Raw genomic sequence first — 16018 nt, 5'->3', positions numbered from 1 at the left:
GCACGCGGGGCGGCACGCGGCGGGAGACGCGACCGGACGACGGACGGGAGGCACGGTGCCAGCTGGCACCGTCCCTCCAGGCACGGCCGTCACCCCGCTGGCGCGGTGCGCCGGTACCGGCTGGTGGGGCCCACCTCCCGTCAGGATGGGGTCGCGTCCAGGACGCGGCTCGCGCCCAGGACGCGGCTCGCGTCAGTAGCGCGGCTTGCGCTCCGGACGGTCGTCGCGGGGCGCGCGGTCGCGGTCCTCGTACCGGCGGCCACCACCACGGCGGTCGGGCTTGATCTCGATGAGCTTGCCGCTGATCCGGGTGTCGGTCAGGCGGTCGAGCACGCCGCCGTCCATGTCGGCGGGCAGCTCGACGATGGAGAAGTCCGGCTGGATGCGGATCGCACCGAAGTCGTCGCGGCGCAGGCCGCCCTCGTTCGCCAGGGCGCCGACGATCTGGCGCGGCTCGACGCGGTGACGACGGCCGACCTCGATGCGGTAGGCGGTCATCGGCTGCGAACGGCGGGGCGCACGCTCGCGGTCGCCACCACGGTCGCTGCGCGGGCCACGGTCGTCGCGTGCGCCACGGTCGTCGCGCTCGCCACGGCGGGCGTCGCGCTCCATCTGCGTGCGGAGGGCGTCGTCGGCTGCGGTCAGGAGCAGCGGCGAGTCGCCCTGCGCCACGACGGCCAGGGCGGCGGCGACGTCGTCCGAGGGGACGTCGTGGTGCTCGACGTAGTGCGCGATGACGTCGCGGAAGGCGGCGATGCGACCCTGGTCCTCGAGCGCCGCGGTGATCGCGTCGTCGAAGCGGGTCAGGCGCGTCTCGTTGACGTCGTCGATCGTCGGCAGCTGCATCTGGGTGAGCGGCTGCTTCGTGTGGCGCTCGATCGCGGAGAGCAGGCGACGCTCGCGGGGGGTGACGAAGCTGATCGAGTCGCCCGAGCGGCCGGCACGACCGGTGCGGCCGATGCGGTGCACGTAGGACTCGATGTCGACCGGGATGTCGTAGTTCACGACGTGGGTGATGCGGTCGACGTCGAGGCCACGGGCGGCGACGTCGGTGGCGACGAGGATGTCGAGCTTGCCGGACTTCAGCTGGTTGACGGTCCGCTCGCGCTGGGCCTGGGCGACGTCACCGCTGATGGCGGCTGCGGCGTAGCCACGGGCCCGGAGCTTCTCGGCCAGGGTCTCGGTCTCGCTCTTGGTGCGGACGAAGATGATCATGCCCTCGAAGTCCTCGACCTCGAGGATGCGGGTCAGGGCGTCGACCTTCTGCGGGTACGCGACCATCAGGTAGCGCTGCGTGATGTTCGCGGCGGTCTTCGTCTTGGTCTTGACGGTGATCTCGGCCGGGTCCGTCAGGTACTGCTGCGAGATGCGGCGGATCTGGGCGGGCATGGTCGCGGAGAACAGGGCGACCTGCTTGTCGTCGGGGGTGTCCGCCAGGATCGTCTCGACGTCCTCGGCGAAGCCCATCTTCAGCATCTCGTCGGCCTCGTCGAGCACGAGGTACTTCAGCTCGGACAGGTCGAGCGTGCCCTTCGCCAGGTGGTCCATGATGCGACCGGGGGTGCCGACGATGACGTCGACGCCGCGGCGCAGGGCGGACAGCTGCACGCCGTACGCCTGGCCGCCGTAGACCGGCAGGACGTGGACGTGCTTCATGTGCGACGCGAACTGCTCGAACGCCTCGCACACCTGCAGGGCGAGCTCGCGGGTCGGGGACAGCACGAGGGCCTGCGGCTTCTTGCTGCCGGGCTCCATGCGGGACAGGATCGGCAGCGCGAAGGCGGCGGTCTTGCCGGTTCCGGTCTGCGCGAGGCCGACGACGTCGCGGCCGTCGAGCAGCGTGGGGATGGTGGCTTCCTGGATGGCGGAAGGGGTTTCGTAGCCGATGTCCTTGACGGCCTTGAGCACAGCATCGCTCAGGCCGAGATCGGCGAAGGTCACCACGGGCCCCTCGTCGGTGGTCTCGGTGGTGGTGGCGGTGTCCGTGCTCATACACCAACGGTATCTCGAATGCACGCTCCGCAGTGACGGCCGGGTCACGTCACGGGCGTGTGGTGCCGATCCCGAGGACCGCGTCGGCCCGGTCGTTCAGCCGCGTGAGCATCTCGGCGAGCGAGCGCAGCTCGTCCGAGGCGAACTCCTCGGTGAGGTCGTCGAAGACCTCGGCACCGGCGGCGTCGAGCTGGTCGAGCAACTGCTTGCCCGCGGGTGCGAGCGAGACCAGGGTCGCTCGGCCGTCGGCGGGGTCCGGCGAGCCGACCAGGTGCTCGGCCTCGACCAGCGACGCCACCCGGCGACTGATCACCGGGCGGGACAGGCCCGTCGCGTCGGCGATCGCGGTCGCCCGGACCGGTCCGTGACCGGCGACGGCTCGCAGGATCACCCGCGCGGTCGGGTCGAGGCCGCCGCGGGACTCGATGAGCGAGGAACGCAGGGTCTGCCGGACCCACAGCCGGTCGAGCTGGGATCGCAGGAGTCGCTCGGCGGCACGCCGGTCGTCGGACATGGGGCCAGCGTAGTGGGCACATTTAGTTGCTTGCTGGAAGCAACAGATGTATCGTTGCGCGGTCTGCAAAGTTACACAGCGCGAAAAAGGAGTTCGATGACCGCCACCGCACCCGTCCAGGTGCAGCACGGTCGGCACACCGCCGAGGCCCCAGCAGCCTCCGGCGGGACCGGCCCGCAGCCCCTGATGACCCACCGCCAGATCCTCCTGGTGATCTACGGCCTGATGGCGGGCATGTTCCTGTCGTCCCTCGGCCAGACGGTGTTCGGCACGGCGATCCGCACCATCGGCGACGACCTGCACGGCCTCGACCAGCAGGCCTGGGTCACCACGGCCTACCTGATCACCTCGACGATCGCGACGCCGATCTACGGCAAGCTCTCCGACATCTTCGGCCGCCGGCCCCTCTACATCTTCGGCATCGTCGTGTTCATCCTCGGTGCCGTCCTGTCGTCGATGTCCACCTCGATGCTCATGCTCGCGGCCTTCCGCGCCGTGCAGGGCATCGGTGCCGGTGCGCTGATGTCGCTGCCGCTCGCGATCATGGGCGACATCCTCGCCCCGCGCGAACGTGCCAAGTACCAGGGCTACTTCCTCGCCGTGTTCGGCATCTCGTCCGTCATCGGGCCGCTCATCGGCGGGCTGCTCGCCGGTTCCTCCGAGATCCTGTGGATCACGGGATGGCGCTGGGTCCTGCTGATCAACGTGCCGATCGGCGTCGCCGCGCTCCTCATGGTCATCGTCTTCCTGCACCTGCCGAAGGTGCACAGTGCCGACGACGCGAAGCCCAAGGTCGACTGGTGGGGCGCGACCGCCGTCATCGTCACGCTCGTGCCGCTGCTGCTCGTCGCCGAACAGGGCCGCATCTGGGGCTGGGGTTCCCCCGCCGCCATCGCCTGCTACGTCGTCGGGGTCGTCGGCCTGATCGGGCTGCTGCTCATCGAGTCGAAGATGGGCGACGCGGCGATCATCCCGCTCAAGCTCTTCCGCTCGGGCACGTTCTCGATGGCGACCGTCATCGGGTTCCTGGTCGGCTTCGCGATGTTCGGTGCGATGCTCACCATCCCGCTCTACCTGCAGATCGTCGTGGGGCTCACCCCGACCGAGTCCGGCTTCGCCACGCTGCCCCTGGTCGGCGGGCTCATGATCGCCTCGATCACGAGCGGTCAGATCGTCGCCCGCGTCGGCCGCTACCGGATCTTCCCGGTCATCGGCACCGCGCTCGTGTCCGCCGGCTACGTCGTCCTGACCTTCATGTCGATCGACAAGCCGCTCTGGTTCCTGATGATCGGCATGTTCCTGATCGGCCTCGGCCTCGGCTCGGTCATGCAGTCGCTGACCCTGGCCTCGCAGGGCTCCGTCGAGGCCCGTGACATGGGCGTCGCCACGTCGTCCGCCACGTTCTTCCGGCAGATCGGTGGAACGCTCGGCACCGCCGTCCTGCTGTCGATCCTGTTCTCGGTGATGCCGGCGAACATCCTGCACGCGACCACGAACGAGAAGGACCTCGGCCCGGCGCTCAACGCCGCGCTCAACCCCACCGTCGCCAGCGCGAAGGCGAACCAGGGCGCGATGGACAAGATCTGGACGCCCGTCGTCACCCCGCTGACGAAGACCGTGCAGTCGCAGCTCGACGCTGCCTCCGCGAAGGCGACGCAGGCCGCCGACGCCGCGGTCACCGAGCAGGTCACGGCAGCCGTGCAGCAGCAGGTCGCCGCCGGTGCGGTCCCCGCCGCCTCGGCCCAGTCCGCCATCGACCAGCAGGTCGCAGCGGCGACGCCGGCGGCCGAGCAGTCCGCCCTCGAGCAGGTCGCCGACCAGGCACACGCCAGCGTGCAGGACGGCACCGTGTCCGTCGACTGGTCGAACGCCTCGCAGCGCTCCTACTGGGTCGACGAGCTCACCCCGGAGCTCGCGGAGAAGATCGACGACGGCAACACCACGAGCGACAGCGCCACCAGCACGAACGACACCTCGTTCCTGACCGGTGCCGACAGCCGCCTCACCCGGCCGTTCATGGCGGGCTTCAACGCCTCGTCCGTGACCATCTACTGGGTCGGCCTCGGGGTGATCCTGCTCGCGTTCGTGCTCACCTGGTTCTTCCGGGTGCCGCCGCTGCGCCAGCGCTCCGCCCTGCAGGAGCGTGCCGACCTGTCTGCCGAGGCCCAGCTCGAGGCCGAAGCCGGCGCCGCCGCTGCCGACGCCGGCTCGTTCACCGGTCCGATGACCGGATCCACACCGACCGGATCCACACCGACGCACCGTCGGTGACCGACCGGGCCGTCCGTGCCGTGCCCCCTTTCCGGCACGGGCGGCCCACCACCCCCACCACCACCAGGAGTCCACGTGATCACCACCCCGGCAGCTGCAGCGGCGACGGAGCCGTGCACCCTGCGGGAGCGCAAGAAGCAGCAGACCCGGCAGGCGCTGCACGACGCGGCCCTGACACTGGTGTCCGCGCACGGGCTGGACGGCGTCACCATCGAGCAGATCTGCGCCGATGCCGACGTCTCGCCCCGCACCTTCTTCAACTACTTCTCGTCCAAGGCGCACGCCGCCCTCGGACTCGACTCCGTCGAGGTCCCGGAGCCCTCCGCCGCGTGGTTCGCCGAGGCCCAGGGCGGCCTGGTCGACGACCTCTGCACCCTCGTCGCGGCGACCGTACCGCTGTCCCAGGACCGCCGACGGATGAAGGAGCTGCTGGTGCTCCGGCCCGAGATGTCCTCGATGGTGATGCGGTGGATGGCCGAGTCGCGCCAGTCCCTGCTCAGCGTCGTGGGCACCCGGACCGACGACCAGACCGCACGCACCGCGGTGACGCTCGTGATGTCAGCGCTCAGCGAGGCAGCCCACCGCGACTCCGTGCGGAGCAACGACGAGCTCGCGGTGCGGCTCCGGGCCGTGGTGCGCGAGATGGCGGCGCTGGCCTCCTGAGGGGCGTCGCGCGGGGTCGTGCCGCGTACCGAGTCGTTTCGGGCGTACCGGGCCAGGACTTCTGACCAGGTACACCCGATTCCGCTTCCCATCGCCCGCGTCCTGGGAAAGAACGTCAGGCGGTGGCGCTTGCTGGCCGTCGAGCGGGCCGGTGCCACACGAGCGCCGCGTTGGCGCGGTCGCGGGCGAAGCGGAGCACCCGCAGCACCACGATGTCGTGGTCGCCCGCGCGGTGGACGGCCTCGACCGAGCACTCCAGCCACGAGTGGGCGCCGTCGAGCAGCACGGCCCCCGACCCGGTGTCGACGTGCGGCACGCCGACCAGTCGCTGTGCCCGGTCGCGGGAGGCCAGCTGCCGGGTCTGCGCCGCGTGCCCCTCGGCGAGCACGGAGATGCCGAGCACCGGCGCCCCGGCCAGGTCCGGCCAGGTCGTCGACGAGTGCTGCACAGCGACGGTCGCGAGCGGCGGGTCGTAGGAGACGCCGACGGTGAACGACGTCGCCACCATGACGACCGGCACGCCCTCGACCCGTGCGGCGATGGCGGCCACGACGGAGGGGACCTCGGCGATCGCCTCGCGGATGTCGAGCGGGTCGTCGGTGAAGTCGTGCTGCATGGTGGATCCCTCGGTCAGGAGCGGGCGAGCAGGGTGCGGGCACGGCGCTCGTCGGCCCGCATCGCGGCGACGAGGGCGTCCGGCCCGGGGAACGTGCGCTGCCGTCGGAGCCGACGGCCGACGGTGAGCTCGACGGGGGTGCCGTACAGGTCCCCGTCGAAGTCGAGTACGTGGATCTCGACGGTGCGCGGCCGGTCGGCGAAGGTGCTGTTGCTGCCGATCGACACGAGGGCCTCCCGGGCACCGGACCACGTCGGCGCGGTGAGCCAGCCGACGTAGACCCCGTCCGACGGCACCGCGCCGCCGTCGTCGGGCAGCAGGTTGGCGGTCGGGAACCCGAGCCCGTGCCCGACCCCGGCGCCGTGCACGACCGCGCCGGTCAGGACCACCGGCGCTCGCCCTGGCAGGGACGCGGCTGCCACGAGTGCCCCGAGAGCCGCCAGCGCCAGGGCACCGAGGGCGACCGCGTCGGTCGACACCGCGAGCAGCACGGCGGTGACCGTGCTGCCCAGGACGGCGCCGAGCTGCTTCACGGTGTTGAAGGTGCTCGACGCCGCACCGATGGTCGCCGGTCCGGCCCCGAGCACCGCCGCGAGCGAGAACGGGGACCAGACGAACGCGTTCGCGACCCCGAAGCCGGTGAACGCCGTCGCCACCGCACAGAGGGGTGCCGCTGTCCCGATGAGCACGGCGGTGACCGCCACCGAGACGACGAGCAGGACGGCGCCGATGGTCGCCGTCGCACGGGGGCCCGCGGTGTTCGTCGTGCGGCCGACGAACGGTGCGGCGGCCAGGCAGGCGACCCCCATCGGCACGAGCACGAGGGCCGCGGCGCCGGGTCCGAGACCACGTCCGTCCTGCAGGTCGAGCATGAGCGGGATCGGGGCAGAGCCGACGCAGAACGACGCGGCGGTCGCGCCCCACGAGCCGGTGACGAACCCGCGGTCACGGAACAATGCGAGCGGAACGAGCGCCCGGTCCCCCGCGCGGCGCTGCACCGTGAGCACCGCAGCGGTGACGAGTGCGCCGAGCACCACCAGACCGACCCGCGGCAGGGGTGCCGCGAGGACGCCGTCGCCCGTGCCCTGGACGCCCACGACGACCGCGAACACCCCGGCGGTCACCCCGACGACGGCGAGCACCGGCAGGGGCACCGCGATGCGTCGGGACACCGGCACGAACCGGAGCACGGCGACGGCGGTGACGATGCCGACGGGCACGTTCACCAGGAAGACGGACGGCCAGCCCCACGCCTCGACGAGCACGCCGCCGACGATCGGGCCGGCGACGGTCGCCGCACCGCCACCGGCGCTCCAGACGGCGAGCGCGACGGCGAGCCGGGGCGGTTCGAACAACGAGCGGATGACGGTCAGGCACTGGGGTGTCAGCAGCGCGGCGCCGACGCCCTGCACGGCACGCCAGACGATGAGCGCGCCGATCCCCGGTGCGAACGCGCACCCGACCGACGCGACGGTGAACACGACGAGCCCGAGCAGGTAGACCCGGCGGTGCCCGAAGCGGTCGCCGAGCCGTCCGGCGACGAGGAGCGGCACGGCGAACGCGAACAGGTAGGCGCTGTTGACCCAGACCGACAGCGACGCGTCGGTGCCGAGGTCGCTGCCGATGTCCGGCAGGGCGACGGACACGATCGTGCTGTCCAGCAGCAGCATGAAGAAGCCGAGGCAGAGCCCGCCGAGCGCGAGCCACCGACGGGCCGGGGTCACCTCACACCGCCAGGTTCTCGCGGAGCGTCGACCCCGGGTACCGCGGCGCCAGGGCACCACGGGCACGCAGCTCCGGCACGAGCAGCTCGCTCAGGTCGGCGAACCCGGTGGGCATGCCGAGCGGGCTGGACAGCATGTAGCCGCCGCGCCCGCCGGTGGCCGCGAAGTTCTCCTGCAGGGCGTCGGCGACCCCGGCGGCGTCGCCGACCAGCATGTGGTCGAGGCCCGTCGCGGCACGCCAGCCGTGCTCGAAGAAGTCGTCGCGGTCCATGGTGTGGTCCTCGCCGAACTCGGCGACCAGGCTGCCGACCAGGCCGGCCGGGCTCGCCTGCGCGGCGACGATCTCGTCGCGCAGCTCGCCGAGCCGGAACGTCGCCGGCAGCGTGGAGAAGTCGTACCCGGCGTTGTGCGAGATGAAGGTGCCGACGGCCTCGCGGTTCCAGAACGACAGCAGCGAGTCACGGCGGGTGGCGGCCTCGGCGTCGGTGGCGCCGACGATGACCTGGGTCGCCCAGAGGATCCCGACACCGGACGGGTCCCGACCGGCGTCGGTGAGCGCTGCGTCGAGCGCGTTCCGGTGCCGGAGCTGTCCGGCGACGCTCGATCCGAACCCGAACACCAGGTCGGCGAACGACGCACTGGCGGCGATGCCGCGCGGCGAGTTGCCGGCCTGCACGACGACGGGGTGCCGCTGCGGGCTCGGGACGCTCGCGAGCGGGCCACGCACCTTGAAGAAACGGCCGTCGTGGTCGATCGGGTGCACGCCTGCCGGGTCGGCGAACCGCCCGGTCGCTCGGTCGCGGACGATCGCGTCGGGGGCGACGGAGTCCCAGAGTGCACGGCAGACGCCGATGAACTCCTCCATCCGTTCGTACCGCAGGTCGTGGTCGATCAGGTGGTCGGACCCGTAGTTCGCGGCGTCCGCTCCCCGCGACGAGGCGACGACGTTGAACGCCATCCGTCCGCCGGTGACGTGGTCGAGCGAGTTGAGCAGCCGGGCCACGGAGAAGGGGTGGGTGAACGTGGACGAGTAGGTGAGCCCGAACCCGATGTGCTCGGTGACGGTGGACATCGCGGCGATCACGGGCGACATGTCCTGCCGGGGCCACTGGATGCCCCACTCCACGGCCGGGTCGATGCTGCCGCGCCACGTGCTCGGCACACCGGACCCGTCGCCGAAGAACAGCATGTCGACACCCGCACGTTCCGCCGTCCGGGCGACCTCCATGTACATGCGGACGTCGGGGAAGTCCTGGCCGACCCAGCTGCCGGCCGCTGCCCACCGCCCCTCGGTGTGGGTGAAGGACAGGTCGTAGGCCAGGTGCATGCCGCTCATCGGGCACCCACCGGCGAAGCAGACGCAGACGCGGACGCAGACGTGGCCGCAGACGCGGAGCCGGACGCGCGCCACAGCGCCACCGTCTCGTCGGCGTCGGTCACGACGCCCACGTTGAGGTCGATCAGGGTGAGCGCGGCGTCGTGCACGTCGGTGTCGTACGCGGCGGTGGCGTCCTGCGGGACCACCACGGGCCAGCCGAGCTGCATCGCGTCCTGCGCGGTGGCGAGGACGCAGCACTCGGTCGTGAGTCCCACGACGGTGACCCAGCCGATCCCTGCGGCGGTGAGCCGGGCCTCCAGGTCGGTGCCCAGGAACCCGCTGTAGCCGCGCTTGACGACGCGTGTCTCACCGGGCGCGGGCGCCGTGCGGTACCACTCGGCTCCGTCCGTGCCGATCCGGCACGGCTCGTCGTCCGGCATCGGGCCGTCCGGGTCACCGCCGCGCAGCCACGTGCTGGAGCGCCACGGCCGGGCCGGGTCGCTGCCGAGTTCGACCCAGACGACGGGGACGCCCGCTGCGCGGGCCTCGTCGACGAGCGAGCCGATGCGGGTGACGGCGGCGTCCACGGCGACGGACGCGCGGTCGTCGAGTCCGTACGGGGCGATCCGCGCCGGCTCACCGAAGTCGCGCTGCACGTCGACGACGACGAGCGCGGGCGAGAGCGCTGCGGACACCAGCTGTGCCAGCCGCGGGTCGCGGCCCGCGTCGAGTCCCCCGGTCACCGGACGACCGCCGCGTCGTGCTGGCGGAGCGCCGGCAGGACGGTCTCCCCGAACAGCACCATGTCCTGGTCGTACTCGGGGAAGATCAGCATCAGGCCGTCGAGCTCGCCCCGGTCGACGATGTACTCGATGTGCTCGGTGACGGTCTCGGCGGATCCGGCGACGTACGCGGTCTGGAACGCGTCTTCGCCCGCAGCACCGTCCGCCCAGGCACGCGCCTGCTCGGCGGGGACGCCCCACGACGCCCGCATCGAGGCCAGTGCTTCGCGGTCGACGCCGGCACCCCACTCGCGCACCTTCCGCTGCGCGGCGGCGTCGGTCTCGCCCTGCACGACCGTGAGCATCGAGTAGGTGCGGCACTCGCGTCCCTCGGCGGCGGCGCGGTCGTGGACGTCACGGGACAGGTCGCGCATCTCGTCCAGGCTGTCCGCCGCCAGGAAGGCGCCGTCGGCGTGCTTCGCCTGGAACGCCCGGGCCGCTTCGGACTTGCCCGCGCTGATGATGGTCGGCCGCGATGCGGGGTGGGGGCGGGACTCGCACGCGTCGAGGTCGAAGTACGGCGTGTGCATCGTCACGCTGTCCTCGGTCCACAGGCGCGTGACCGCCTCGGTCCAGAGCTCCGTCATCCGGTACCGGTCGGCGTGGCTGAGGGCCGCGTCCCAGATCCCGAACTGCTCGAACTCCGCCGCGTAGGCGCCGTTGACGATGTTCATGCCGGCCCGACCGCCGGAGACGTCCTGCAGCGTCGTGTACATCTTCGCGGCGACCGCCGGGTTGTGGACGTTGGCGTGCATCGTCGCCCAGATCTTGACCCGCTCGGTGGCCTCGGCGATGCCGGCCATCATCGTCATCGACTCCAGGGAGCGGCCCCAGTGGTCGGTGGAGCCGCCGAAGCCGCGCCACTTCGCCATCGACATCACGAAGTCCAGGCCGATCGTCTCGGCGTGGAGCGCCGCGCGCTTGTTCCAGGCGTAGGTCGCCTCGGGGTGGGGTGCCGTGGTGGAGAGCATCCACCCGCCGTTGCCGATCGGGAGGAAGATCCCGTACTCCTTCGCGGGCATCTCACGCCGCCTTTCTGGTCGTTGCGGAACACTCGGTGACGACGGGGCTCACGGTGCGGGCCACACGGTCTCGCCGTCCTTCGTGATCGCGTCGATGTACTCGTTCGTGAACCAGCTCTTCGCGTCGTCGGCGGTGACCGAGCTCTTGACGATGTCGAACTGGTGCAGCATGTCGACGAGCTTCGTCACGTTCTCCGGGTCGATCCCGCCGAGGGGCTGGTCCGGCGTCGGGTTGTCCGCGATGACCTTCGTCTCGGTGGTCCAGATCTTGGTGTTCTGGGCGGTGTCGTAGGTGGCGCCGGACAGCTTCGCGGCGTACCCGACGCACTGCTTCGTCTTCGCCTCGCTCGCGGAGCAGAAGTCGTAGGCGTGCAGGGCTGCGCGCAGGACGTCCTCGACCGCGGTCGGGTGCGCCTTCGCGAAGGCGGGGTTCACGGCCATCGCGCCGATCGACGAGGGGATGTCGTAGTCGACGGGCTGCCAGACGGTGACGTCGTCGCCGGCGGCCTTGAGCAGGTTCGGCTCGTTGGACACGAAGCCCGTCAGCGCCTCGAGGCCGTTCTGCTTGCGGGGCAGGACGGACGGGTCGTAGCCCTCCTTCACGAGCGTGAGGGAGTCCCACTCGACGCCGGCCTTCTCCATCATCGCCCGGACCGAGGCGGGCACGTAGCCCTTGTGGCCGACGACCTTGCCGTCGAGCTGCGGCAGCTTCGTGATGTCCTTGTTCGTCATCAGGACGTCGAGGCCGGCGTTCGAGTACGACGAGATCCCGGTGATGTCGATGCCGTTCGCCCGGGCCTGGATGAGGTCCTGCTCGGCGACGGCGGACACGGTGGCCTGGCCGCTGGCGAGGAGCTTCGTGTTCTGGGCGGTGTCACCCGAGCCCGGCTTGAGGGTCACGTCGAGGCAGAGGTCCTTGAAGTAGCCGAGTTCGTCCGCCGCGATGTACTCGAGGATCGACGCCGACGACTGGTACTGGTAGCCGGACAGGTAGGTGATCTTGCCGGCGTCCTTGTTCTCCTTGCACCGCTCGGCCGAGATCGCGCTGCCCTCGGACGAGGTGGTGCCGGCGCTCGAGCCGGTGCTGCAGCCGGTGAGCGCGAGGGCGACGACGGCGGTGGCGAGGGCCGCGAGTGCGGCCTTGGTGCGGTGCTGCATGGTGCGGTGCTGCATGGTCACTCCTGTGGGAAGGGATGGGTGGTGCAGGGCTGGGTGCGGGTGCAGGTGGTGCGGGTGGGTCTGTGGGGGCTGTGGGTCGCCGGACGTCGGCCTGGAGGCACGGCTGACGTCGCGCGGGCAGGCTCGCGCCGGCGGGTGGTGCGGCGGGGCCGCGGGGCGGCCGCGGGGTGCGGCCGGCGGACCGCGCGTCAGTCGTTCGCGGTGCGGTGCCAGTGCAGGACGCGCCGCTCGACGACCGTGATGAGTGCGAGCAGGACCACGCCCATCACCGCGAGGATCGCGATCGCCGCGTAGACGACTTCGAGCTGGTTCATCGACGACGCCGTGCTGATCACGGTGCCGAGGCCGCCGGTCGAACCCGAGGCGGACAGCTCCGCGACGACCGCGCCGATGATCGACAGCGGGAACACGATCCGGAGGGCTGCGAACACGAACGGCAGGGCGTTCGGGATCCGCAGGTGCACGAGCATCTCGAACCGGGAGGCATCGATCGTCTTGTAGACCTGCAGCACGGGCTGCGGCACGGACCGCAGGCCCGCGGCGGTGTTGATCAGGATCGGGAAGAAGCAGATGAGCGCCGTGATGACGAGCTTCGGCAGCGGCCCGAACCCGAACGCCACCACCAGGGCCGGGGCGATCGCGACGAGGGGCGTGACGTTCAGCACGATGGCGATCGGCATGACCGCACGGCGGACGATCGGCAGCTCACTCGTCAGGACCGCGAGCACGAAGGCGGCGAGGAACCCGATGGCCAGGCCGACGAGCGACTCCGCCAGGGTGATGCCGGCGTTCTGCAGGTAGTAGGGCAGCTGCGTGGCGAGGGTCTCCCCCACCGCGGGCAACGGCGGCAGCAGGTACGGCATCGCCGTCGCGCCGATCTGCCAGAGCACCGCCAGGACGGCGAGCATCACGACGAGGGGCAACCAGACGGTCGGTCGGAGCCAACCGGGAACCGGTCGGCGGGCGGTGCGGCGTTCGGCGTCGGCCGTGGTGGCGGTCGCGGCGGGCGTGGAGGTGGTGGTGGCGCTCATGGTCCCGTCTCCCTCAGGCCGCATCGGTCATGCGCCAGGCGCTGTGCAGACGGGTCCGGACCAGGTCTTCGTACTCGTGGAACCGCTGTTCCTCGAAGAGCCGCTGGTTGCGCGGGCGGGGCAGGTCGATGTCGATGACGTCGACGATCCGGCCGGGGCGCGGCGCCATCACGACGACGGTGTCCGACATCCGGACGGCTTCGGACACCGAGTGCGTCACGAAGAGCACCGTCGTGCGCAGCTCGTCCCACAGGTCGAGCAGCTGGTCCTGCAGGCTCTCGCGGGTGAACTCGTCGAGCGCCGAGAACGGCTCGTCCATCAGCAGGACGTCGGGGCGCAGGCCGAAGGCCCGGACGATCGCGGCACGCTGCTGCATGCCGCCGGACAGCTGCGCGGGGAGCTTGTCCATCGCCTCGCCGAGTCCTGCCATCCGCAGGAGTTCGCGCATGTCCGGGCCGGCCCCGGTGCCGCGCTCCTCGAGGTCCTCGATGGCGGCGCGGCGGCGACCGGCGCCCGGGTTCACGCGCCCGGCGAGCGAGACGTTCTGCAACACGGTGAGCCAGGGCAGCAGCGCCGGCGCCTGGGGCACGAGTCCGATGAGCTTCGCCGCGCAGGCCTGGGCCGGCGTGACACCGTGCACCCGGACGTCACCGCGGTCGGCGGGCTCGAGCCCGGCCACCAGGCGGAGCAGGGTCGACTTCCCGCAGCCGCTCGGTCCGATGAGCGACACGAACTTGCCGGGCTCGATCGTCAACCGGGCGTCGTCGAGGGCCACCATGGCGCTCGGGCCGCTGCCGTACACCTTGCGCACCGCGTCCACGCGGACCGCTGATGTGGTCATCCGTTCCTCCATACCGTCGGCGAGCACGCAGGCTCGGTCTCGTATGGCGGAGAGCGTGCGTCGCGAGCTCGGGCTGGTCTGCGACGCGGAAATCCGCTGCTGGTGTCGAGGCTAGGACGCCCGTGTTACGGAGTCGGACCACATGTGTTGCGAACGTGTGAACGAGTGCGCGGGCCGGGTCGGCTGAGCTCAGCGCGGTGACGGTACCGCGGTCTGCCCGTCCCAGAGGAGCACCTCGACACCGAGGTCCTCGGCGGCCACCGCCACCCACCCGGCGAGCGCCCTCGCCGCGGGTTCGGCGACGACGAGCACGGCCCGCTCCACGCCGGGGACCGACTGCCGCAGCCACAGCAGCTTGAACAGGTCCGCCATCACCTTGTTGCGCCAGGCGGGCTTGTAGGCGCCCTGGTTCGCGACGAGCTGCACGACGACGCGGTCGGCGTCGTCGATGCCCTCGACCTCGACTCGGGCGCGGTCGAGCACGACCGTGCGCGGGCGGAGGACGAGGCCGAGGGCGGTGCCGGTGTGCTCGAGCATCCGGCGTTCGACGGAGTCGGGGGCGAACCGGCCCCACTCGGAGCGCGCGACGGGGACCTCGGTCATGTCGGCAGTGTAGGCGGCGCGTCCCGCGTCAGACGACCGACCACCCGCCGTCGCTCGGCAGCACGGCGCCGTTCACGTTGGCGGAGTCGTCGCTGAGCAGCCAGGTGATGGCCGCGGCGAGCTGCTCCGGCTGCGCGACCGGCGGGATCGCGACCTGCATGATGGGGCCGACCCGGCTGGCGGCGTACTCGCTGCGCATCGGCGCCTCGATGTTCGTCGCGACCGCACCCGGCGCGACCGCGTTGGCCCGGATGCCCTGCGGCCCGTGGAAGAACGCCACGCTCTTGGTGAACCCGGCGATCGCGTGCTTCGACGCCGTGTACGCGGCACCCGCTGCCGAGGCGCGGAGTGCGGCCTCGGACGCGACGTTCACGACGGCGCCGCGGCCGGCGGCGATCATGTGCGGCAGGACGGCGCGGGTGAGGCGCATCGGCCCGGTGACGTTGACGCTGAAGACGCGGTCCCAGGTGGCGTCGTCGACCTCGCTCGGCGGCAGGAAGGCGTCCATGATGCCGGCGACGTTCGCCAGTCCGTCGATGCGATCACCCGCGGCCGCGATGAGCGCGTCGATGGTCTCGGTCGCAGCGACGTCGCCGACGACGGTCTCGAGTTCGAGGCCGTCGAGTTCGGTGCGGAGCGCGTCGAGGCGGTCGGCGACGACGTCGGTCGCGATCACCCGCCCGCCCTCGTTCGCGATGCGCGTCGCCGTGGCGCGTCCGATGCCGGAACCCGCCCCGGTGACGATGATGGTCCTGCCGGTGAAACGTCCGGCGGTGGTGTCGGTCATGTCGTCTCCTCACTGAGAGGCGCTCGCTGCGCCACGATGGTTATAGCACTCAGTGCCGAAAGGACTCCATGCGCCCGACGAGCGACCGGCCGACGAGCGATCGACCGACGGGACGCCCCCGCACGATCGACCCGGACGCGGTGTCCCTCGTGGCGCTCCGGCTGTTCGACGAGCAGGGCTTCGACGCCGTGTCGATGGACGACGTCGCCGCAGCTGCCGGGGTGAGCCGCCGGTCGTTGTTCCGGCTGTTCCCGAACAAGGCGGCGCTCGTCTGGGGCGGGCTCGACGAGTTCGCCTCGCGGTTCGGCGACGCACTCCAACAGCGGCCGTCCACGGAGTCGTCGTCGGTCGCCCTGCGCGCGGCCTACCGGATCGGCGCGACCTTCCCCGACGACGCCGTCGAGGTCACCCGCCACCGGCTCCGCGTCATCCGGGCGAACCCCTCGCTCGAACACGTCGGCGCGGCCACGGTCACGAGCCTGACCGACGCGATCGTCCGGTTCGTGGCCGAGCGGGACGGTGCGACGCCCGACGACCTCGCGGTGTCGGTGCGCGCACACGCCCTGGCAGCCGCGGCGAGCGCGGCCCTCACCTGGTGGGCGCTGCACGGCGACGGCCGTCCGGAGGACGTCGTGGACCGCGCACTCGCCCTGCTCGCCTGAGGCGCGCCCTGGG

General features: G+C 71.6%; 15 protein-coding genes. 3 read left to right on the top strand and 12 right to left on the bottom strand.

Annotated features, from left to right (window positions below):
* Nucleotides 1-192: 192 nt before the first annotated feature.
* Nucleotides 193-1992 (bottom strand): DEAD/DEAH box helicase, encoded by a 1800-nt coding sequence (locus DEJ14_RS03900; protein WP_111086875.1) that lies wholly within the window; start codon nt 1990-1992, stop codon nt 193-195.
* A 49-nt stretch (nt 1993-2041) separates the two neighbouring features.
* Nucleotides 2042-2506: a MarR family winged helix-turn-helix transcriptional regulator gene (locus DEJ14_RS03895; protein ID WP_111086876.1), complete on the bottom strand. Its 465-nt coding sequence runs from the start codon at nt 2504-2506 to the stop codon at nt 2042-2044.
* Nucleotides 2507-2602: 96 nt separating this feature from the next.
* On the opposite strand from DEJ14_RS03895, the gene DEJ14_RS03890 reads away from it, so the two are divergent.
* Both DEJ14_RS03890 and DEJ14_RS03885 read left to right on the top strand, forming a co-directional pair.
* The gene (locus DEJ14_RS03890) at nt 2603-4777 is read left to right on the top strand and encodes an MDR family MFS transporter (protein WP_111086877.1); all 2175 of its coding nucleotides are present in this window, start codon (nt 2603-2605) and stop codon (nt 4775-4777) included.
* A 75-nt stretch (nt 4778-4852) separates the two neighbouring features.
* Complete coding sequence (locus tag DEJ14_RS03885; protein ID WP_111086878.1) at nt 4853-5440, top strand: TetR/AcrR family transcriptional regulator; 588 nt, start codon at nt 4853-4855, stop codon at nt 5438-5440.
* Nucleotides 5441-5555: 115 nt separating this feature from the next.
* Here the strand turns inward: DEJ14_RS03885 and DEJ14_RS03880 are convergent, their stop codons facing one another.
* From DEJ14_RS03880 to DEJ14_RS03835, 10 genes are all read right to left on the bottom strand, one after another.
* A complete protein-coding gene (locus tag DEJ14_RS03880) occupies nt 5556-6056 on the bottom strand; it encodes a flavin reductase family protein (RefSeq protein WP_111086879.1) in 501 nt (166 codons plus the stop codon).
* 14 nt (nt 6057-6070) lie between these two features.
* Nucleotides 6071-7780: an MDR family MFS transporter gene (locus DEJ14_RS03875; RefSeq protein WP_258373404.1), complete on the bottom strand. Its 1710-nt coding sequence runs from the start codon at nt 7778-7780 to the stop codon at nt 6071-6073.
* Between the two features lies 1 nt (nt 7781).
* On the bottom strand, nt 7782-9116 hold the full coding sequence (locus tag DEJ14_RS03870; RefSeq protein ID WP_111086900.1) for an NtaA/DmoA family FMN-dependent monooxygenase: 1335 nt from the start codon (nt 9114-9116) through the stop codon (nt 7782-7784).
* Nucleotides 9113-9841, bottom strand: coding sequence for a cysteine hydrolase family protein (locus DEJ14_RS03865; RefSeq protein ID WP_111086880.1), 729 nt, complete (start codon nt 9839-9841; stop codon nt 9113-9115). Before DEJ14_RS03865 ends, DEJ14_RS03870 begins: the two co-directional genes overlap by 4 nt.
* Nucleotides 9838-10902, bottom strand: coding sequence for an LLM class flavin-dependent oxidoreductase (locus DEJ14_RS03860; RefSeq protein ID WP_111086881.1), 1065 nt, complete (start codon nt 10900-10902; stop codon nt 9838-9840). Before DEJ14_RS03860 ends, DEJ14_RS03865 begins: the two co-directional genes overlap by 4 nt.
* 48 nt (nt 10903-10950) lie before the next feature.
* Nucleotides 10951-12075 carry an ABC transporter substrate-binding protein gene (locus DEJ14_RS03855; protein ID WP_258373405.1) on the bottom strand — a complete coding sequence of 375 codons (1125 nt, stop codon included), beginning with the start codon at nt 12073-12075 and terminating at the stop codon, nt 10951-10953.
* 194 nt (nt 12076-12269) lie between these two features.
* Nucleotides 12270-13112: an ABC transporter permease gene (locus tag DEJ14_RS03850; protein ID WP_111086882.1), complete on the bottom strand. Its 843-nt coding sequence runs from the start codon at nt 13110-13112 to the stop codon at nt 12270-12272.
* 13 nt (nt 13113-13125) lie between these two features.
* Nucleotides 13126-13953 (bottom strand): ABC transporter ATP-binding protein, encoded by an 828-nt coding sequence (locus DEJ14_RS03845; protein ID WP_111086902.1) that lies wholly within the window; start codon nt 13951-13953, stop codon nt 13126-13128.
* A gap of 189 nt (nt 13954-14142) precedes the next feature.
* Nucleotides 14143-14556, bottom strand: a complete 414-nt coding sequence (locus DEJ14_RS03840; protein ID WP_111086883.1) for a hypothetical protein — start codon at nt 14554-14556, stop codon at nt 14143-14145.
* Between the two features lie 28 nt (nt 14557-14584).
* A complete protein-coding gene (locus tag DEJ14_RS03835) occupies nt 14585-15343 on the bottom strand; it encodes an SDR family NAD(P)-dependent oxidoreductase (RefSeq protein ID WP_111086884.1) in 759 nt (252 codons plus the stop codon).
* Nucleotides 15344-15411: 68 nt separating this feature from the next.
* On the opposite strand from DEJ14_RS03835, the gene DEJ14_RS03830 reads away from it, so the two are divergent.
* Nucleotides 15412-16005 carry a TetR family transcriptional regulator gene (locus DEJ14_RS03830; RefSeq protein ID WP_111086885.1) on the top strand — a complete coding sequence of 198 codons (594 nt, stop codon included), beginning with the start codon at nt 15412-15414 and terminating at the stop codon, nt 16003-16005.
* The last annotated feature ends 13 nt before the right edge of the window (nt 16006-16018 follow it).

It is taken from the genome of Curtobacterium sp. MCJR17_020 (assembly GCF_003234365.2).
GTDB lineage: Bacteria > Actinomycetota > Actinomycetes > Actinomycetales > Microbacteriaceae > Curtobacterium.
This window is presented reverse-complemented; position numbering and strand designations above follow the sequence as displayed.